The sequence below is a fragment of the Eoetvoesiella caeni genome, assembly GCF_003315175.1.
Lineage (GTDB): Bacteria > Pseudomonadota > Gammaproteobacteria > Burkholderiales > Burkholderiaceae_B > Eoetvoesia > Eoetvoesia caeni.
The window spans coordinates 17,498-35,757 of record NZ_QNRQ01000004.1 but is presented as its reverse complement, the minus strand read 5'-3'; the positions used below and the strand labels follow the sequence as shown (position 1 = coordinate 35,757).

Annotated in this window: 19 protein-coding genes; 12 read left to right on the top strand and 7 right to left on the bottom strand. The window is 59.0% G+C overall.

The features are described 5' to 3' along the window. Window positions 1–225: 225 nt before the first annotated feature. The gene (locus DFR37_RS08995) at window positions 226–882 is read left to right on the top strand and encodes an FMN-dependent NADH-azoreductase (RefSeq protein ID WP_113932922.1); all 657 of its coding nucleotides are present in this window, start codon (window positions 226–228) and stop codon (window positions 880–882) included. A 75-nt stretch (window positions 883–957) separates the two neighbouring features. Here DFR37_RS08995 and DFR37_RS08990 read toward each other — a convergent pair whose 3' ends face one another. Continuing rightward, the gene (locus DFR37_RS08990; protein ID WP_113932921.1) at window positions 958–2,262 is read right to left on the bottom strand and encodes an MFS family transporter; all 1,305 of its coding nucleotides are present in this window, start codon (window positions 2,260–2,262) and stop codon (window positions 958–960) included. A 396-nt stretch (window positions 2,263–2,658) separates the two neighbouring features. On the opposite strand from DFR37_RS08990, the gene arfB reads away from it, so the two are divergent. After that, the gene (arfB, locus tag DFR37_RS08985; RefSeq protein WP_113932920.1) at window positions 2,659–3,072 is read left to right on the top strand and encodes an alternative ribosome rescue aminoacyl-tRNA hydrolase ArfB; all 414 of its coding nucleotides are present in this window, start codon (window positions 2,659–2,661) and stop codon (window positions 3,070–3,072) included. A gap of 19 nt (window positions 3,073–3,091) precedes the next feature. Here the strand turns inward: arfB and DFR37_RS08980 are convergent, their stop codons facing one another. After that, window positions 3,092–3,451: a DUF1428 domain-containing protein gene (locus tag DFR37_RS08980; RefSeq protein ID WP_113932919.1), complete on the bottom strand. Its 360-nt coding sequence runs from the start codon at window positions 3,449–3,451 to the stop codon at window positions 3,092–3,094. A 133-nt stretch (window positions 3,452–3,584) separates the two neighbouring features. On the opposite strand from DFR37_RS08980, the gene DFR37_RS08975 reads away from it, so the two are divergent. The 4 genes from DFR37_RS08975 (at window position 3,585) to DFR37_RS08960 (ending at window position 6,422) form a co-directional block, all read left to right on the top strand. Then, window positions 3,585–4,229 carry a TetR/AcrR family transcriptional regulator gene (locus DFR37_RS08975; protein ID WP_113932918.1) on the top strand — a complete coding sequence of 215 codons (645 nt, stop codon included), beginning with the start codon at window positions 3,585–3,587 and terminating at the stop codon, window positions 4,227–4,229. Window positions 4,230–4,364: 135 nt separating this feature from the next. Continuing rightward, a complete protein-coding gene (locus DFR37_RS08970) occupies window positions 4,365–4,808 on the top strand; it encodes a carboxymuconolactone decarboxylase family protein (protein WP_113933190.1) in 444 nt (147 codons plus the stop codon). A gap of 4 nt (window positions 4,809–4,812) precedes the next feature. Further along, a complete protein-coding gene (locus DFR37_RS08965; protein WP_113932917.1) occupies window positions 4,813–5,457 on the top strand; it encodes a class I SAM-dependent methyltransferase in 645 nt (214 codons plus the stop codon). A gap of 194 nt (window positions 5,458–5,651) precedes the next feature. Then, a complete protein-coding gene (locus tag DFR37_RS08960; RefSeq protein WP_113932916.1) occupies window positions 5,652–6,422 on the top strand; it encodes a TorF family putative porin in 771 nt (256 codons plus the stop codon). 59 nt (window positions 6,423–6,481) lie between these two features. Here DFR37_RS08960 and epsC read toward each other — a convergent pair whose 3' ends face one another. After that, window positions 6,482–7,423: a serine O-acetyltransferase EpsC gene (epsC, locus tag DFR37_RS08955; protein ID WP_113932915.1), complete on the bottom strand. Its 942-nt coding sequence runs from the start codon at window positions 7,421–7,423 to the stop codon at window positions 6,482–6,484. Between the two features lie 94 nt (window positions 7,424–7,517). On the opposite strand from epsC, the gene DFR37_RS08950 reads away from it, so the two are divergent. Then, window positions 7,518–8,468, top strand: coding sequence for a 2-hydroxyacid dehydrogenase (locus DFR37_RS08950; RefSeq protein ID WP_113932914.1), 951 nt, complete (start codon window positions 7,518–7,520; stop codon window positions 8,466–8,468). Window positions 8,469–8,531: 63 nt separating this feature from the next. Here DFR37_RS08950 and DFR37_RS08945 read toward each other — a convergent pair whose 3' ends face one another. Then, window positions 8,532–10,316 (bottom strand): methyl-accepting chemotaxis protein, encoded by a 1,785-nt coding sequence (locus tag DFR37_RS08945; protein WP_242341798.1) that lies wholly within the window; start codon window positions 10,314–10,316, stop codon window positions 8,532–8,534. A 159-nt stretch (window positions 10,317–10,475) separates the two neighbouring features. After that, a complete protein-coding gene (locus DFR37_RS08940; RefSeq protein WP_113932912.1) occupies window positions 10,476–11,048 on the bottom strand; it encodes a DNA-3-methyladenine glycosylase I in 573 nt (190 codons plus the stop codon). Between the two features lie 175 nt (window positions 11,049–11,223). On the opposite strand from DFR37_RS08940, the gene DFR37_RS08935 reads away from it, so the two are divergent. The 5 genes from DFR37_RS08935 to DFR37_RS08915 all read left to right on the top strand — a co-directional run bounded on the left by DFR37_RS08935 (window position 11,224) and on the right by DFR37_RS08915 (window position 16,584). Beyond that, the gene (locus DFR37_RS08935) at window positions 11,224–12,762 is read left to right on the top strand and encodes an ABC transporter ATP-binding protein (RefSeq protein WP_113932911.1); all 1,539 of its coding nucleotides are present in this window, start codon (window positions 11,224–11,226) and stop codon (window positions 12,760–12,762) included. Then, on the top strand, window positions 12,749–13,810 hold the full coding sequence (locus tag DFR37_RS08930; protein WP_113932910.1) for an ABC transporter permease: 1,062 nt from the start codon (window positions 12,749–12,751) through the stop codon (window positions 13,808–13,810). Before DFR37_RS08935 ends, DFR37_RS08930 begins: the two co-directional genes overlap by 14 nt. Next, a complete protein-coding gene (locus DFR37_RS08925; protein WP_113932909.1) occupies window positions 13,810–14,727 on the top strand; it encodes an ABC transporter permease in 918 nt (305 codons plus the stop codon). The genes DFR37_RS08930 and DFR37_RS08925 overlap by 1 nt, the downstream gene beginning before the upstream one ends. A gap of 67 nt (window positions 14,728–14,794) precedes the next feature. Next, window positions 14,795–15,883 (top strand): BMP family ABC transporter substrate-binding protein, encoded by a 1,089-nt coding sequence (locus tag DFR37_RS08920; protein ID WP_180148059.1) that lies wholly within the window; start codon window positions 14,795–14,797, stop codon window positions 15,881–15,883. Window positions 15,884–16,068: 185 nt separating this feature from the next. After that, window positions 16,069–16,584, top strand: coding sequence for a copper chaperone PCu(A)C (locus tag DFR37_RS08915; protein WP_113932908.1), 516 nt, complete (start codon window positions 16,069–16,071; stop codon window positions 16,582–16,584). Window positions 16,585–16,629: 45 nt separating this feature from the next. Here DFR37_RS08915 and DFR37_RS08910 read toward each other — a convergent pair whose 3' ends face one another. Together DFR37_RS08910 and DFR37_RS08905 are read right to left on the bottom strand one after the other, a co-directional pair. Beyond that, complete coding sequence (locus tag DFR37_RS08910) at window positions 16,630–17,400, bottom strand: alpha/beta fold hydrolase (protein WP_245954009.1); 771 nt, start codon at window positions 17,398–17,400, stop codon at window positions 16,630–16,632. Between the two features lie 62 nt (window positions 17,401–17,462). Continuing rightward, window positions 17,463–18,260, bottom strand: coding sequence for an ABC transporter ATP-binding protein (locus tag DFR37_RS08905; RefSeq protein WP_113932906.1), 798 nt, complete (start codon window positions 18,258–18,260; stop codon window positions 17,463–17,465).

The following is an 18,260-nucleotide window of genomic DNA, read 5'->3' as shown; positions in this document are numbered from 1 at the left end:
GCTTCGTGGAATCGCGCTATTTTACGCTTTTGGGCTGACGGCCCGGCTGTCTGATTCTTGATGCGATCCGGACTGGCTATTTTTTATATTTTTATATATTATTCTTTGTACTAAATTTAATTCTAATGCCGATAGAGACTCAGGCTGAGGGATTATTGCTTGGTCCATGCTGCCGCCGCGTTGCCGCAATGGCCGGACCATCGCTAGACAAAGGAGACAACAAACATGAAATTGCTGCACATCGACTCCAGCATCCGGGAAGAGAATTCTGTGACTCGCAGTCTTTCCGCCGAACTGGTGGAGCAGTGGTGCAAAATTTATCCCGGTGTGGCGGTCGACCGTCTGGATCTTGCCATTGAAGCGCCCAATCATTTCAATAACGATTCGCTTGGCGTCAAATACGGTCTGCAAGATAAACCGACAGAGCGCCAGCGCGTTGAAAACGCCATTTCCGAGAAACTGTTGACCCAGTTTCTTGAGACCGACGTGATAGTCATGGGTGTCCCGCTATATAACTTTACGATTCCCACGCAGCTTAAGGCATGGATCGACCGTCTGGCCCAGCCGGGCCGTACTTTCAAATATGTCGACGGTGCCGCTGTCGGGCTGGCAGGCGGCAAGACCATCATCGCCGCGATGGCGCGCGGCAGCATTTACTCCACCACAGAAATTGGCCAAGCCAAAGAACACCAGGAAACCTATCTTAAGGTCATGTTCGGCTTTTTTGGCATCACCGACCTGCGTTTTGTTCGTGCCGAAGGCATTTCGGTAAGCCCCGATGCCATGCGGGCCGGAGTAAAAAACGGGCATGCCGAAGTGGCCGCCCTGATTGCGGAAGAAGCCAAAGTCCTCAGTTGGAAAGAGAGGGCTTTGGCTTCTTGATATCCCCGGCGCCGGCTCAAATGCGGGCCTGCTGCGGTGCGCGTCACGCCGCTGTAAACAGTGGCGTTTCTTTATTTACTCGTGATCTTCGTTCAAATAGGCGGCGCGCTTGGGCAGGCGCAGGCTTACCACGAAGGCCAGAACCATCATGCCCGTAACATACCAGTAGAACGAGTTTTCGTGTCCCAGCGACTTCAGGCCCAAAGCCACGTATTCAGCCGACCCGCCGAAAATTGCATTGGCAATGGCATAGGCCAGGCCCACACCCAGGGCCCGGACTTCAGGCGGGAACATTTCGGATTTCACGATGCCGCTGATCGAAGTGTAGAAGCTCACAATGGCCAGTGCGGCGATAATCAGCAGGAAGGCGATTATGGGGTTGGTGGTGTTATGCAGGCCCGACATGATAGGTACCGTAAAGATGGCGCCCAGACCGCCGAACAGCAGCATGCTGTTGCGGCGGCTGATGCGGTCGGACAGGGCGCCGAACAGCGGTTGCATGCACATGTATGCAAATAGGGCTACGGTCATGATGGCGCTGGCAGTCTTGATGGACATGCCGGCCGAGTTGACCAGGTATTTCTGCATATAGGTCGTGAACGTATAAAAAATCAGCGACCCGCCTGCCGTATAGCCCAAAACGGTAAAGAATGCAGCTTTGTGGTGGCGGAACAAGCCGCGGAGTGTGCCGGCTTCTTTGTTGGCGCGGGTGCTTGCGGTTGAGGTTTCTTCCAGCGTGCGGCGCAGATACAGCGCGACAATGGCGGCCAGCGCGCCGATAACGAACGGAATGCGCCAGCCCCACGACCTAAGCTCGGCATCCGAGAGCACTTGCTGCAGAATCACTACGACGAGCACGGCCAGCAGTTGCCCGCCAATAAGGGTCACATACTGGAACGAGGCAAAGAAACCGCGTTGGCCTTTCAGTGCGATTTCGCTCATGTAGGTGGCGGTGGTGCCGTATTCGCCGCCAACCGAAAGCCCTTGGAATAAACGTGCCACCAGCAGCAGGGCGGGAGCCCACGCGCCGATGCTGGCATAAGTGGGCAGGCAGGCGATGGCCAGGGAGCCCAGGCACATCATCACTACCGAGATCAGCAGCGAGTTTTTGCGTCCGTGCTTGTCGGCGATGCGGCCGAACAGCCAGCCGCCGATAGGCCGCATGAGAAAGCCCGCGGCAAAGACGCCCGCGGTATTGAGCAGTTGAGCGGTGGGGTCGGCAGAAGGAAAGAACAGGGGCGCAAAGTAAATGGCGCAAAAGGCATAGACGTAAAAGTCGAACCATTCCACCAGATTGCCCGACGAGGCCGCGACAATGGCGAAAATGCGTTTGCGCTTTTCGTGCGGGGTATAGCTTTGTGCAGTAATAGTAGTAGACATAGTCGTAATTGTTAGAATCGCGAAAGCGAGGTGGTGAACCTGGCGCTGTGGATAGCTGCGTGGGAATCCGGAAAAGGAACTGGCCAACTGACAGGGGTGCTGCGGCACAACCAGAAAGCCCTGTGGACTATGCTGCTACATAGAGCACGAATCCGGCGCAGGGCGTGCACCCCGGAATCGCTTTGAACCATGCGCGATATAAGGGAATGAGACGCGCAATTCTACTCTTTTTTATGGCGAGGCAGGAATAATCCACGCTCCCCGTATTCTTTTTAAATGTTTTGCAACAGGCGTTTACGCCGGTTTTGCGCAAAGGTTTATTCCTTTTTTAATAGAAGCCTATTCTTTGCAATACCGGCGTGCTTTGCCGCGTTTTTTAGCCAATTTGTGAGAGCCATGTCCGAGCGGTCAGCTTCGCTTTACCCGGTTGTGGAAGACGAAATAGAGTTTTCCGCCATCCGATCCCAGGGAACCGGCGGCCAGAACGTCAATAAGGTTTCCAGCGCAATCCATTTGCGCTATTCGATTCCCGCATCGTCGCTGCCCGACGAGGTTAAAGAGCGGCTGCTTGCTTTGCGCGATCAACGCATTTCCACCGACGGGGTGGTTATCATCAAGGCCCAGGGCAGCCGCAGCCAGCCTCAAAATAAAATCGAAGCCATTGAACGCCTGCAAGCCCTGATCGACATCGTTTCCCGGCCGGCCAAGCGCCGCAAGCCTACCCGCCCCACACTGGGTTCGCAACGCCGCCGCCTTGAAGGCAAGACGGTGCGTGGGGAGGTAAAGCGTTTGCGCGGCAAAGTGGTGTAGTTGTTGGGCGGATTGGTGTTTAAAGATCGCTCAGCGTCTCGAAGCCGCCGTAAATCATGCGCTTGCCGTCGAACGGCATGGTTGCCATGTCCATGAACTGTGCCATGCGCGGATCTTTCATGGCTTTGTCGTTGACTTCATCGCGATGTGCGCGCGACTTGAATAGTATCCACGAAAATATGACGGTTTCACCGTCTTCAAGATTGACGCTTTGTGGAAACGACGTAAGCTTGCCAGGCTTGACGTCGTCGGCGATGCACTCGCGAAACTCCAGGGCGCCGTGTTCACGCCAGATTTCGCTGCATTGGCGGGCCATCTTTGTATAAGCCTCTATGTTGTCCTTGGGCACGGGAATAACGAATCCGTCTACATAAGCCATGTTGGTTCTCCTTCGGGCGGTCGTAAAAAGCGGGTGGGCGCCGTACCGGTACGGGGGATGTCGTGCGGACTAGTGTGTACAGCGTCCACACCAATTTAGCACATACAATGTACGCTGTACACATGGAGAAGTAATGCGAAGTGCAACCCACAATAAGACTGTCCGTACCAGCTATCATCACGGGAATTTGCGCCAGGTTTTGCTGGATGCGGGAGTGGAGTTGGCGCGTAGGGGTGGCCCGCAGGCAGTGGTGCTGCGCGAGGTTACCCGCCAGGCGGGCGTGGTGCCCAATGCGGCGTACCGGCACTTTGCCAATCGACAGGCTTTGCTGGCGGCGGTGCGGGCGGCGGCTTTGGCCGCGCTGGCGCGCGGCATGGAAGCCGAGCTGAGCCAAGTCCATAAAGGCATGCCGATTGCCGAGTTTGCGCGGGCCAACCTCAGAGCCATCGGCAGGGGCTATATGCGTTTTGCCCAGGCCGAACCGGGCCTGTTCCATACCGCGTTTTCGTCGCAGGACAAGGTGGAAGGCGATGCCGACCCGGCCAAGGCCGGCAATAGCGGCATGAACCCATTTCAATTGCTGGGAGCCGCGCTGGACTTGCTGGTCGATTCGGGCGCATTGCCGCCGCAGCGCCGTCCCGGCGCCGAATACCTGGCATGGTCGGCGGTTCATGGGCTGGCGCTGCTGGTGGCCGAGGGGCCTTTGCATGGCGCACCGGCCGAACAGCGCGAAGCCCTTGCGCAAAGGCTGCTCGACATGGTTGAAAAGGGCCTGTAGGTGCAAGACGCAAAAAAGCGGTACAACAAAGCATGGTTCCGTTGATACCCGGACAAAGCCGCGCGCACAGATGCATGCGGTATTCAAGACGGCCTGGAGCCTTGTTTGATCTGATAATGGGAGATAAGTATGAAGCTGGAACCTCGTTTGGACGCTTTCAAAGCCGCACCGGCTCTGATGCAGGCCATGGTCGATATGGAAAAGGCTGTCGCCGGCAGTGGCCTGGAACATAGTCTTTACGAACTGGTCAAGACGCGGGCGTCGCAAATCAATGGCTGCGCGTATTGCTTGCATATGCATACGCGCGATGCTCGCGCCGCCGGAGAAACCGAAGCACGCCTGTATTTGCTTGACGCCTGGCGCGAATCGCCGCTGTACACCGAGCGTGAAAGGGCTGCATTGGCCTGGACCGAAGCATTGACGCTGGTTTCGCAAACCCATGCGCCCGACGCCGACTACGAGCTGCTGAAGTCGCAGTTCACCGACGCCGAGCAAGTGAAGCTGACTTTGCTGATCACAACCATCAACGCCTGGAACCGCATTGCGATTGGATTCCGTTCCTTGCATCCAATGGATTGAGCCTATGCATCCTGATCCAACGCAACTGTCCTCGGCAACGTCGACCACAACGCTAAGTTATTACAACCAGAATGCGGAAGCCTTCCGCCGTGGAACAGCCGACCACGATGTCAGCCAGAATATGCAGGCCTTATTGCGCCATATCCGCGGCGAGCCGCCATTCCAGATACTGGATTTCGGCTGCGGCCCGGGCCGCGACCTGAAGACATTTTCGCAGTTGGGGCATGTGGCTGTCGGGCTGGATGGATCCGAGTCGCTGGCCGCCATGGCCCGGGCTGATTCTGGTTGCGAAGTCTGGCAGCAGGATTTCCTGGCGCTGGACTTGCCGCCAGCCCGGTTTGACGGCGTCTTCGCCAATGCGTCTTTGTTCCATGTCCCTAGCGCGCAGCTGCCGCGGGTGCTTGGCCAGCTGCACGGCACCCTCAAAGAGCAGGGCGTGCTGTTCTGCTCCAATCCGCGCGGACATAATCAAGAAGGCTGGAATGGCGGGCGCTATGGCGTCTACCACGACCTGGAGTCCTGGCGCCGAATCGTGGCCGAGGCCGGGTTCACTGAATTGGAGCACTATTACCGGCCTGCCGGTTTGCCGCGCGAGCAGCAGCCCTGGCTGGCCACCGTGTGGCGCAAGTCCGGCACCGAAGCGGCGTAGGCCTGCGGGGCGGGGCGCCTTATTTCAGGGCATAGCGCCCGCCGCGCCCCGAATTGGGGCGCCCGCTACCTATTGCTTCCTGTGCGCTGGCTCCTTGAATCAACGTTTTCCAGCTTGCAAAAACTTGGCATGAGTATTGCTTTATTGAAAACGAAACAATTGATTTCCCGTTTCGTTAACTCAAGGAGCTTTTCATGTTGCGACCCGCCTATTTGAAACTCGCGTTTGCCGCGTGTCTGGCGCCCATGGCCTTCAATGCCCAGGCGCAAAGCGCCAACCCGGATGCCGCGGCATCCAGCTTCACATTCAGTGCGAACATGTCGCTGGCCAGTCAGTATCGCTATCGCGGCCTGATGCAGACGAATAACAAGCCGGCGATACAGGGCGGTTTCGATCTGGCGCATAGCAGCGGCTTCTATATTGGAAACTGGAACTCAAGCATCAGCTGGCTGAACGACTCCAGCTCCGAGGTATCTGCCCCGGTGGAAATGGATTTCTATGCGGGCTATACGAACAAGATATGGGGCGACCTAAGCGTGGATGCGGGCGTGCTGCAGTATTACTATCCAGGCAATTATCCCGACGGTTATACGCGTCCCAATACCACCGAGGGCTACCTGGGCTTTGGATATGGGCCGGTAAAGTTCAAGTATTCGCAGGCATTTACCAATTTGTTCGGCGTGCCGGACAGCAAGAACAGCCAGTACTACGACTTGTCGGGGAGCTTCCCCACCGGGGTCTGGAACTTGAATCTGGACGCCCACGTGGGTTACCAGAAAGTCCGCAATCTGGACGACGGTTCGTATACCGACTGGTCGCTGGGCCTGAGCCGGGTGTTCAATGAGAAAGTCACCGTGAAGCTGGCCTATGTGGCAACTAACGCCAAGAGAGAGGTCTACACGAATTCTCATGGCCGTTACATGGGCGGGCCGGCCGCCGTGTTGTCGGTGGCGGCCAGCTTTTAAGCCGCCCGGCCCAGGCGTCCAAACGGGGCGCTGGGGCCGCCGGGCCGGGCGGGGGCTTGCTACGCGTTGGCCTGGTTCTGTCCGGGGGCGGGGGCGCCGTTGTCGGGTGCGTCTTGCGAGTCGGCCTGCGTGATATAGCCGCCGGGAGGCACGTCGGTCGTCAGCCAGACATTGCCGCCTATGACGCAGCCGCGGCCCAGAGTTACACGGCCCAGTATGGTTGCACCGGCGTAAATGACCACATCGTCTTCGACGATAGGGTGGCGCGGCAGGCCTTTTTGCAGGCCGCCGCGGGCATCGGTTGGAAAGCGTTTGGCGCCGAGGGTAACCGCCTGGTATATGCGCACGCGCTCGCCAATGATGGCGGTTTCGCCGATGACGACGCCGGTACCGTGGTCGATGAAAAAGCTGGCGCCTATCTGCGCGCCCGGGTGGATGTCGATGCCCGTCTGGCTGTGGGCCAGTTCGGCCGCCACGCGTGCCAGCAATGGCAGTTCATGGACATACAATTCGTGCGCGATGCGGTGGTAGATCATGGCCAGCACGCCGGGATAGCACAGCAATACTTCGTCCACCGAGCTTGCGGCCGGGTCGCCGCGATAGGCCGCCACCACGTCGCTGTCGAGCAGCGCACGCAACCGGGGCAGCTTGGCCGCCAGCGCGGTAATGGCCGCCACGGCGCGCTGTTCGATTTCGGCTTCTATGCAGGGCTTATGGCGGTTCTGGTAGCGCAGCTCAAGCCGGGCCTGATCCAGCAGCCGGTGCAACGCGGACTCCAGGGTGTAGCCGACATAGAAGTCCTCGCCTTCGTGGCGCAGGTCCGTGGGGCCCAGGCGCATGGGAAACAGGGCGCTTTTCAGGTCGTCCATAATTTGCGAGACGGCATTGCGCGATGGAAATTCGCGCTCCCCGGGTTCGCGGGAACGGTTTTGCGCGTCGCGCCACTGTTGGCGAACTGCGCTAAGCGCTTGAACGACCGGGGCAATATCAAAAACGGGCATGGGCACTCTGGATCAGTATGGAGGATCCTGAAATGTTAGCACCCTATTCTGGTATCTTTACAGCTTCCGACACAAGGGGATGGAAGATTCGTCCATGAAGCCGTTGATTTTGATTTTCAGCCCGCTTACTGAGGCCCATCGGGCCCAGATTGCGGAGCAATACCAGGTCCTGTATGCGCCCAATGCCAGCAGCGTCGAGGCGCAGCTGGCGGCGGCACAGCCCGAGGTCAGGGCGGTGTTGACCAATGGCCCCATTGGTGTGCAGCCCCAAGCCATCGACGCCATGCCCAAGCTTGAACTGATCTGCACCTTGGGCGTGGGCTACGAGAAAGTGGCTATAGAATATGCGCGCTCCCGCGGTATTGCATTGGCCAACGGCGCAGGCACGAATTCGGACTGCGTGGCCGACCATGCCATGGCTATATTGTTGGCGGCTGTGCGCAATGTGGTGCAGTACGACGCGGCCGTGCGCAATGGCGTATGGCGCGATCGCATTCCCTGGTCGCCCAATGTCTCGGGGCGCCGGCTGGGGCTTCTGGGCTTGGGCGATATCGGCATGAAGATCGCGCGGCGCGCGCAGGCGTTCGATATCGAGGTGGGCTACCACAGCCGAAGCCCGCGCACCGACGTAGCTTATGGTTATTACAGCAGCGCCCAGGCGCTGGCCCACTGGTGCGATTTTCTGGTGGTGGCCACGCCGGGCGGGGCGCAAACCCGGCATATGGTCGATGCCGCCGTGCTTGATGCGCTTGGCCCGCAAGGCTTTGTCGTCAATATTTCGCGCGGCAGCGTGGTGGACACCGCGGCGCTGGGTCAGGCCCTGCTCGAAAACCGCATTGCAGGCGCCGCGCTGGATGTCTATGAAAGCGAGCCGAATCCGCCGGCCGAACTGGTGGGCCTGCCCAATGTCGTGCTGACCCCGCATATTGCTGGCTGGTCGCCCGAGGCGGTGCAGAATTCGGTCAATCAATTTTTACGCAATGCCGAAGGGCATTTTGCGGGCCGCGGCCCCGTCAGTCCTATCGTAGGCAGCGCGGCCGGCTAGGGTGCCGCCTTGCCAAACGCGTCGGCTATAGGGCGCCGAGCCCGCGCTTGGCGCCTTGTGGGATTAGAACTCTTCCCATTCTTCTTCTTTGACGACATGCAGGCGGGCCGCTTGCGAGCCGGCGGCGCTTGCGGGGCGCAGTTGCATGGAGGCGGCTGAGCTGGCATGTGCGGGCATGGATAAAGCGGGGCTGGCTTGCACGTGTTCCAATTTTTGGGCCGGGCTTGCCAGCGCTTGTCTGGTGTGCGTGTCTTCGTCTTTGGCTTGATTGATGGCGCGCCCGGCCTGTACGCCGGCATGTTCTTGCCCAAGCTTGAAGGTTCCAACGACCTTGACCAACTGTTGCGCCTGGTCGCTAAGGCTGTCGGCGGCGGCGGACGACTCTTCCACCAACGAGGCGTTTTGTTGCGTAACGTCGCTAAGCTGCGAAATGGCTTCGTTGATTTGCGCCAGTCCGGACGTTTGCTCGGTGGTTGCCGCGCTGATCTCATTGATGAGGTCGGTGACGCGCTTGACGTGCTGGACGATGCCTTGCATGGCGGTGCCGGCGGCGTCCGCCATCTTGGTGCCGGTGTCGACTTTTTGCACGCTGTCGTCGATCAAGCCCTTGATGTCCTTGGCGGCCGACGCGCTTTTTTGCGCCAGGCTGCGCACTTCGCTGGCCACCACGGCAAATCCGCGGCCTTGTTCGCCGGCGCGCGCAGCTTCGACGGCGGCGTTAAGGGCCAGGATGTTGGTCTGGAACGCAATGCTGTCGATAACGCCTATGATGTCGACGATTTTTCGGGACGAGGTATTGATGTCGCTCATGGTGGCGACCACATCGTTGACGACGGCGCCTCCCTTGACAGCGGCGTCGCTGGCCGATGTGGCCACTTGCACAGCCTGCTTGGCGACATCGGCATTATTCTTGACCGTGCTGGAAAGCTGCTCCATGGCGGCCGCGGTCTGGGTCAGGTTGGCGGCCTGCTCTTCGGTGCGTTGCGACAAGTCGGAGTTGCCCGCGGCGATCTGGTTCGAGCCGGAAGCTATGTTTTCGCTGCCGTTGCGCACGGTGGCGACAATATTGCGCAGCGATTCCTGCATGCCGCTCATGGCATGGATGACGCTGCCGTTGACGGCTTTGCCGGTGTTTACGCGCGAAGTCAGGTCGCCCTTGGCAATGGCGCTGGCGACCACGGCAACCTGGCTGGGCTCACCGCCCAGTTGCCGGGTCAGGCCACGGGTAAGCAACGAGCCCAGGATAATGGCAAGCAGCGCGCCGCCCAGGGTCAGGCCTACCATGATATTGAACGTATTGTTGTAGATGGTCTGGATTTTGTCGGCAAACAGCATGGCGTTGCCTTCGCGGCCCATGACTATCTGTTCGAGCAATTGCTCGGCGGTGTCGCCCAGCGGACGTACCTCGTTGAACAGGCGATCGATGGTGTCCATGCTTCCCAGGGTTTCGGCAGGCTGCTCTTTGATGATGCTTTTGACCGCCTTGTCGTAGGCGGCAACAGCATCAAGGGCCTGTTGGGTTTCGGCCTTGTCCTGGTCCGACGCGGCCAGCTTGAGCAGGCTTTCCAGTTCCAGCCTGACCATGTTGAAGTACTTGTCGATATTGAAGTATTCCTTGCGATAGGCGTCTTCGGTGGACGTAAGCAAGGTACTGCGCACCGCGCGGCCCGTCGCGATCAGATTCTGGTCGGCGCTGGCGGCATGGCGTATGCCCTTCAGCTCGATGTCGTACATATGGGCCGCCATAGCGTTGATTTGCTGCATCGAACGTATGCCCAGCACTCCGATGATCGCGGCAATGGCGGCAACGATCAAGAAGCCGCCGATCATTTTGGTTTTTACTTTCATGGTAGTGAGCCTGCCCATTATTTCTCCGAGATCTTGGATGCTGTTCTATCGAGGGCGGTTTGTACGAGCGCGCGCAGATAGCCCCTTGATCGTAACGGCCGGGGCGGCTTGATCTTTATGGTTTCTAGGGGTTATTACTAGGGTTATGTCGGCGGCACGCTAAGGCTTTTGATATAGAAAGCAATCGCGTGCGTGGTCGTTGACGATGCCGGTGGCTTGCATCCAGGCGTATACGATGACAGGACCAACGAACTTGAATCCCCGCTTTTTAAGCGCGCCCGAAATTTCCTGGGACAGCGGCGATTGCGTAAGCCGCGAGTCGCCGCCATTCAGGATCGGCGCATTTCCGGCCAATGCCCAAATGAACGGCGCGAATTCTTCGCCGGCCTCTTGCATCGCAAGGTAGGCCCTGGCCCCGCCGATCGTGGCCAGGATTTTTGCGCGCGAGCGCACTATGCCTGCGTTGGCAAGAAGGCGTTCGACATCGGCTTCCGTGTATTGGGCGATGATCTCGGGCTGGAAATTATCGAACGCAAGCTTGAACGCTTCGCGTTTTTGCAATATGGTGTTCCAGGACAGCCCGGCCTGAAAGCCGTCGAGCATCAGTTTTTCCCATAACGCGCGGCTGTCATGAACGGGACGTCCCCACTCGTTGTCGTGATAGTCGCGCATCAGAGCATTGCTGTCGGCCCAGCCGCAGCGGCATCGGTCTTGAGGCGGGATTGAAGGCATGGAGACGTTCCTTGGTAAATAATCTCTAGGTATTATCGCTAGATTGGCAAGAGCAGTTGCGATCTCTATAGTAAGTTTAATGTACCGTTCCCTGTCTACTCAATTATGGGAAAATGCCCTTTTGCAGTCGGGCAGGCTGTGGCTGTAAATTTTGAATCGAACACATATAAAAAATATGACTCTACGTCTCGAGCTGCAAAAGATCACCAAGAAGTATCCTTCGGTTGTTGCCAACGACGGCGTAGATCTCTCGGTTCAACCTGGCGAAATCCATGCGGTGCTGGGCGAAAATGGCGCTGGCAAATCCACCCTCATGAAGATAATCTTCGGCGCGGTCGAACCCGACGCCGGCACTGTCCTCTGGAATGGCAAGCCCGTGCGCATCGCCAATCCGGCTGCGGCGCGCCAGTTGGGCATAGCCATGGTGTTCCAGCATTTTTCGTTGTTCGACACCTTGACCGTGGCCGAAAACATAGCGCTTGGCCTGCCGTCGGATACCAAGCTTGCCGAACTTGAATTGCGTATTGCCGAAACAGCGCATCAGTATGGCCTCGAGCTCGAGCCCCAGCGCCATGTGCATACCTTGTCGGTGGGCGAATGCCAGCGTGTTGAAATTGTGCGGGCCTTGCTGGCCAAGCCGCAATTGTTGATTCTTGACGAACCCACTTCGGTGCTGACCCCCCAGGCGGTAAGCAAGTTGTTCGAGACTTTGCGCAAGTTGGCCGATGAAGGCTGCAGCATTCTGTACATCAGCCATAAGCTGGACGAAATTCGCGCCTTGTGCCATACCTGTACGGTCATGCGCGGGGGCAAGGTCACCGGGGTGTGCGACCCGCGCGAAGAAACCGACGCCAGCCTGTCGCGCCTCATGATCGGCGCCGAGCCGCCGCACTTTTCACATCGGCCTCATACCCCCGGGGCCAGCATTCTGTCGGCACATGATCTTTCGTTAAGCAAAGCCCACCCGTTTGCGGTCGAGCTCTGCGACATAAACTTTGAAGTATGCGCGGGCGAAATCCTTGGCGTGGCGGGAGTATCGGGCAATGGCCAGCAAGAGCTGCTGGCTGCGTTGTCCGGCGAAGATCCGCGCGCCCAAGCCAACGCCATCCTTCTTGAAGGCAAGCCCGTCGGAAACCGTCCCGCGGCATGGCGCCACGCGCACGGCCTGGGCTTTGTTCCCGAAGAACGGCTGGGGCGCGGCGCGGTCCCGGAAATGGGGCTGGCCGACAACATACTTTTGTCGCACCAGACCGCCTCCACCATAGAATACGGCATGATTCGCTCGGGCGGCATTGCCAATACGGCCAAGAGCATCATAGAACGGTTTCATGTCAAGGCGGGCGGCCCCAAGGCGCTGGCCACCAGCCTCTCGGGCGGCAACCTGCAAAAGTATATTGTCGGTCGCGAAGTTATCCGCAAACCCAAGGTGCTGTTGGTGGCACAGCCCACCTGGGGCGTCGATGTTGGCGCCGCGGCACAGATTCGCGGCGAACTGCTCGCCTTGCGCGACGAGGGTTGCGCGTTATTGGTCATTTCCGAAGAACTGGACGAGCTCTTCGAGATATCCGACCGCCTCATAGTCATGTCCAAGGGCCGAATGTCGCCGTCCGTCAAAACGTCGCAGGCCAGCCTCGATCTGATCGGGCGCTGGATGAGCGGCCTGTGGGACCAGCCGGCTACGATTTCCGAAGGAGAGCGCCATGATCAGGCTTGAACCGCGCGCCACGCCTTCGGTATTGATGTCCTGGTGTTCGCCGATACTGGCCGTACTGCTGACCGCCGCGTGCGGCGTGGTCTTGTTCATGGCGGTGGGTAAAGACCCGCTCACCAGCCTGGGGGTGTTTTTCTTCGAGCCCATCAAAGACCTGCGCGGCTGGACAGAGGTCGGTGTCAAAGTGGCGCCGTTGCTGCTTATATCGGTCGGCCTGGCTATTTGTTTTCGCGCCAATTTTTTCAATATCGGCGCCGAGGGGCAATTGGTCATCGGGGCTATCGCGGCGGGCAGTGTCGTCCTTTATTTCGACGATGGCGAAGGGGGCGGCTTTTGGTTGATCACCCTGGCTTTGCTTGCCGGCGCGGTAGGCGGCGCTCTGTGGGGCGGCATTACCGCCTGGCTGCGCGACCGCTTCAATGCCAACGAAATTCTCGTCTCGCTCATGCTGGTTTATGTCGCGCAGTTGCTGCTAAGTTATCTGGTCCACGGCATTTTGATCGATCCGGACGGCTTCGGCTTTCCGCAGTCGCGCCTGTTTTCCGACGGCTTCCTGCTGCCTATGGTCATTCCAGGCACACGCTTGCATCTGGGCATAGTGCTGGCCTTGGCGGCCGCACTGCTGGGCTGGCTATTCATGTCGCGCAGCTTCTCGGGCTTCAAGCTGCAGGTGGGCGGGATGGCGCCCAGGGCCGCACGTTATGCCGGTTTTTCGGCACGCAAGGCGCTATGGGTTTCCATGCTGGTTTCGGGCGGCCTGGCCGGGGTGGCGGGCGCCTGCGAAGTCATGGGGCCCATCGGCCAGCTTACGCCGTCGGTATCGCCGGGCTATGGGTTCGCGGCGATTATCGTGGCTTTCGTGGGGCGGCTGCACCCCATTGGCGTTATTTTTTCCAGCTTCATCATGGCGCTGTTGTATATCGGGGGCGAATTGTCCCAATCGCGGCTGGGCATGCCCAGCGCCATTACCGGCGTGTTTCAGGGCATTTTGCTGTTTTCGCTGCTGGCCTGCGACGTCCTTATCCACAATAAACTGCGCTGGAGAAAATAATGGATACCTTGGCACCGCTGATCGCCGCGTCGATCAATTCGGGAACGCCGCTTATGCTGGCCGCCCTGGGCCTGCTTATCAATGAAAAATCCGGCGTCATCAACCTGGGCTCCGAAGGCATGATGCTGATGGCCGCCGTGGTCGGGTTTGCGGTTACCGTCAATACGGACAGTTCCCCCCTGGGTTTTTTGGCTGGGGCTTGCGCCGGCATGGTGCTGGCCGGGTTCTTTGCCTGGCTTACCGTGTGGCTGGGCGCGAATCAGGTCGCAACGGGCTTGGCCCTTTCTTTGTTCGGTGCCGGCGCCTCGGCCTACCTGGGCATCGATTATGTCGGCAAAACCCTGAACAACCCGGCCTGGGGCATTCCATTTCTTGAAGACATTCCATTCGTCGGCACGGCTTTGTTTCGCCAGCACCCGGTGGTGTATTTGTCGCTGCTCTTGTGCTGCGCCATTATCTGGTTCTTGTATCGCACGCGTTCCGGCCTTATTTTGCGCGCGGTCGGCGAATCGCCTGTTTCAGCCCACGCCCTCGGTTATAACGTGCGCCATATCCGGCTGTATGCCTTGTTGTTCGGCGGCGCATGCTGCGGTGTGGCAGGGGCTTTCATGTCCGTGGTCTATACGCCCATGTGGGTCGAGAACATGGTCGCGGGGCGCGGCTGGATCGCACTGGCCCTGACGACCTTCGCCACATGGCGGCCGGCGCGCGTGGTGGTTGGCGCCTACCTGTTCGGCGGCATCACCATTCTTACCTATCATATGCAGGCCAGGGGCGTGCCCATTGCATCGCAGTTGCTGTCCATGCTGCCGTATCTTGCGACCGTCCTGGTTTTGGTCTTAATATCGCGCAATGCGGGATGGATCCGGCTTAATATGCCCGCATCGCTAGGAAAAAACTTTAATCCCAATACCTAGTCAACCAAACAGGACACTAGTAAAGCCTGAACGAGTTCCCGATTTTCATTCACCAGAGAGAAAAGCCATGTCGAAGAAATTCATGCGCCGTACCTTGTTGGCCTTTGCTGCGGTGCCGGTCTTGGCGCTGTCCAGCCAGGCCAATGCCGCCGATGCCCCATTGAAGGTCGGCTTCGTTTATGTCAGCCCTATCGGCGAAGCGGGCTGGACCTGGCAGCAAGACCTGGGCCGCCGCGAAATGGAAAAAAACCTTGGCGACAAGGTCAAGACGCAGTACGTCGAAGATGTGCCCGAAGGTGCTGATGCCGAGCGGGTCATTCGCGACCTGGCGCAGCAAGGCAACAAGCTTATATTTACGACTTCGTTCGGCTACATGAATCCGACCATCAAGGTTGCCAAGCAGTTCCCCGACGTCAAGTTCGTTCACTCCACCGGTTATAAAACAGCCCCCAACGTGGCCACCACCAATGCGCGCTTCTACGAGGCACGCTATCTGGCCGGCATTATTGCCGGCAAAATGACCAAGACCAATGTTGCCGGTTATGTTGGCGCTTTCCCAATTCCTGAAGTGCTTCAGGGCATGAACGCCTTTACGCGCGGCATGCGCAGCGTCAACCCCAAGGCCGAGGTGCGGGTGATCTGGGTGAATAGCTGGTTCGATCCGGGCAAAGAGCGCGACGCCGCGTTGGCGCTCATCGGCCAGGGCGCCGACGTCGTCACGCACCACACCGACTCCACCGCCACCGTGCAGGTGGCCGAAGAAAAAGGCAAGTACGCTGTTGCCTACCACTCCGACATGAGCAAATTCGGGCCGCATGCGCAGTTGGCTGCTGTAACCCACCATTGGGGCAAGTACTTCACCAAAGAAGCACAAGACGTCCTGAACGGCACCTGGAAGGCCGACAGCACCTGGGGCGGCCTGAAAGAAGGCATGGCCGCGCTCGACGCCGTCAATCCCGCCGTGCCCGACGATGTGAAAAAACTGGTCGAAGAAAAGAAGGCTGAAATCATCGCCGGCAAGCTGACACCGTTCGATGGACCTGTCGTTACCAACGAAGGCAAGACCATCCTGGCGTCGGGTTCGATGGACGATAAAGGCCTGAATCAGATGAACTACTATGTAGAAGGTATTGCAGGCAAATTGCCCTCCAAGTAATTGCAGGGCTCCAGCGGGCACACAAGCCGACAGTTTGCACTGTCGGCTTTTTTCTCCGCTGCGTAGCGGCGCAGCGTGGGGTATTTTTTGCCGCCGGGCCGCCCCAAGGCAAGAAGGCGCCCTTGCGGGGTAGCTATCCCGCCAATCGGGGTAAACTTCACTGAGTTTATTCATAAGGAGCTGAAATGAAATTGGCATTTGTTCTTGCCTCACTTGCCTTGGCAAGCAATGCGGCGCTGGCCGCTTCGCCCAGCCACGAAATGCCGGGCTCCATGCCTATGGACCACGCAAACCACCAGAATCCTGCGGCCGGAGCTGCGTTATCCAGCACGCTGTCGGTTTCCGATTGCTGGATCCGTTCATTGCCGGCGCCTGCGCCTTCCGCCGGCTATTTTGTGGTGCATAACTCGGGTAATACCGGCGCTAAGTTGAAGTCCGCATCATCCGCGGCCTACGGCTCCGTCATGCTCCACCAAACTACACATGACAATGGCATGAGCAAAATGTCCATGACGCACGAGATCGCCATTCCCGCCAACGGCAAGCTGGCGTTCAAGCCGGGCAGCTATCACGCCATGCTTGAAAAGGCCAGCAAACCTGTGGTCGTCGGCACGTCCGTACCCATGACATTTATGTTCGACTCTGGGGAAATGGCCCAGGCCATGTGCGAAGTAAAACCCGCGAATACCCTGGCGCAGTAATTCCACGCGCATGTCACCGGCATGCAGTGGCGGCGCAGCTGCCGTCTAGTATTGTGCAGCCGCCGCGGCGGTGAACCTTAGAACTCGTTCATTGAACGCCTTGGGATTGGCCAGGTTCATGCCGTGGGCAGCCAGTGGTATGGTGTCGCGTTCGGCTTGGGGAATATGCTGCATCAGGGCGTCAATAACCTGCCCATAGCGCGGCGGGCTGTTTTCGCCGCCCAGCAGCAGCACCGGGCACTTCAGGCGCGCAGCCTGGGACGGATCGAACACCAGGTCGATTTCGCGGGCTTGCGAGACCAGTGTGTAAGCATTGTCGCGCACCATGTTTTTGAACCAGCTCACCATATGGCGCCATGTGCCGGCACCATTGACCGTGTCGATGAAGCAAGCCAGCGCGGCATCCACTTCGCCGGTTTCCAGCTGGCGGGCGACTTCAGGCAAAAAGTTGTGCGTCGCGCTGTTTGGTTCAATGCGGAAGCCGGGGTCGGCCAACACCAAAGAGCGAATCAGATCCGGCGCCTTCAGGCTTGCCTCAAGCGCGACATGCGCGCCGCGCGAATGGCCCAACAAATGTAAGCGCTGCCCGCCCAACTGGCGGCGTATGAAGCCGATCAGGTCGTCGGTATGTTGCGCTACATTGAAGCTTGGCTCCCGGGTTTGCAGCGCTGCGGGCCAGTAGCCGCGCAAGCTTGGCGCAATGACGCGGTGGCGTTGGCCCAGCGCGGCAAACTGCCAGCGCCAATAGCGGTAATCGCAAAGCGAACCATGCACCAGCAACAGGATGTCGCCGGCGCCGGTTTCGGTATACGCCATTGCGTTTGCGGGGTCATCACTGAAAAACTGCGGAAAGTGTAGCTGGGATTGCATGAGTATTTTTATATGGGCAGCAGGCCATCGACCAGCACATAAGGGCGGCCCAGGCTGCAGGTTTCGATACGGGCGCGCACGCCGAACATGGCGGCCAGCGATTCGGCGGTAATGACCTTGGCCGGAGCGCCGCTGGCAAGCAGCGCGCCATCGCGCATCAGCAGGGCCTGGCCGCAATACTGCAACACACTGTTCAAGTCATGCAGCACGATCAGCGTCAGCAGTCTGCGTTCTTGGGTCAGGCGTCCCAGCAGTTGCATGACATGGTGCTGATGGTTCAGGTCCAGCGAAGCCAAGGGTTCGTCCAGAAGAAGGACTTGCGGTTCATGGCTTAGCGCTTGCGCCAGCCCCACCAATTGCTTTTGCCCTCCGGACAGCTCGTCCAGATAGCGGTTTGCCAGGTCGCTTATACCCAGCTCCGCCAAGGCGGTCTTGACGATGGGAAAAGCGTGTTGGGTGTTCAGAGCGCGGCCCGCACGCAGGGCAACCAGCAGGGACTCGGTCACGGTCAGGTGTATATCGCCGGGCAGCGACTGCGGCAAATAGCGGATATGTCCGGCGCGCGCGCTGGCACGCAACGGAGCAAGATCGCTGGCGCCAAGGCTCAGGGCGCCGAAGGATGCCGGCACTAGCCCCGCCAGGCTTTTAAGCAATGTCGATTTCCCGCTGCCGTTGGGGCCGAGGAGCGCGACCATCTGGCCGGCTCCAAGCGGCGGCAGGTTCAACGCATCCAGGATCAGCCGGCCGTTGAGCCGAACCGTAATTTCAAGGGCGCGCAGTTCGCCGTTGGCTATGTGTGGCGTCAT

Coding starts and splice junctions, on each gene's coding strand:
- DFR37_RS08995 (WP_113932922.1), top strand. CDS start 226: ATGAAATTGCTGCACATCGACTCCAGCATCCGGGAAGAGAATTCTGTG.
- DFR37_RS08990 (WP_113932921.1), bottom strand. CDS start 2,262: ATGTCTACTACTATTACTGCACAAAGCTATACCCCGCACGAAAAGCGC.
- arfB (WP_113932920.1), top strand. CDS start 2,659: ATGTCCGAGCGGTCAGCTTCGCTTTACCCGGTTGTGGAAGACGAAATA.
- DFR37_RS08980 (WP_113932919.1), bottom strand. CDS start 3,451: ATGGCTTATGTAGACGGATTCGTTATTCCCGTGCCCAAGGACAACATA.
- DFR37_RS08975 (WP_113932918.1), top strand. CDS start 3,585: ATGCGAAGTGCAACCCACAATAAGACTGTCCGTACCAGCTATCATCAC.
- DFR37_RS08965 (WP_113932917.1), top strand. CDS start 4,813: ATGCATCCTGATCCAACGCAACTGTCCTCGGCAACGTCGACCACAACG.
- DFR37_RS08960 (WP_113932916.1), top strand. CDS start 5,652: ATGTTGCGACCCGCCTATTTGAAACTCGCGTTTGCCGCGTGTCTGGCG.
- epsC (WP_113932915.1), bottom strand. CDS start 7,423: ATGCCCGTTTTTGATATTGCCCCGGTCGTTCAAGCGCTTAGCGCAGTT.
- DFR37_RS08950 (WP_113932914.1), top strand. CDS start 7,518: ATGAAGCCGTTGATTTTGATTTTCAGCCCGCTTACTGAGGCCCATCGG.
- DFR37_RS08945 (WP_242341798.1), bottom strand. CDS start 10,316: ATGAAAGTAAAAACCAAAATGATCGGCGGCTTCTTGATCGTTGCCGCC.
- DFR37_RS08940 (WP_113932912.1), bottom strand. CDS start 11,048: ATGCCTTCAATCCCGCCTCAAGACCGATGCCGCTGCGGCTGGGCCGAC.
- DFR37_RS08935 (WP_113932911.1), top strand. CDS start 11,224: ATGACTCTACGTCTCGAGCTGCAAAAGATCACCAAGAAGTATCCTTCG.
- DFR37_RS08930 (WP_113932910.1), top strand. CDS start 12,749: ATGATCAGGCTTGAACCGCGCGCCACGCCTTCGGTATTGATGTCCTGG.
- DFR37_RS08925 (WP_113932909.1), top strand. CDS start 13,810: ATGGATACCTTGGCACCGCTGATCGCCGCGTCGATCAATTCGGGAACG.
- DFR37_RS08920 (WP_180148059.1), top strand. CDS start 14,795: ATGTCGAAGAAATTCATGCGCCGTACCTTGTTGGCCTTTGCTGCGGTG.
- DFR37_RS08915 (WP_113932908.1), top strand. CDS start 16,069: ATGAAATTGGCATTTGTTCTTGCCTCACTTGCCTTGGCAAGCAATGCG.
- DFR37_RS08910 (WP_245954009.1), bottom strand. CDS start 17,400: ATGGCGTATACCGAAACCGGCGCCGGCGACATCCTGTTGCTGGTGCAT.
- DFR37_RS08905 (WP_113932906.1), bottom strand. CDS start 18,260: ATGACGCCACACATAGCCAACGGCGAACTGCGCGCCCTTGAAATTACG.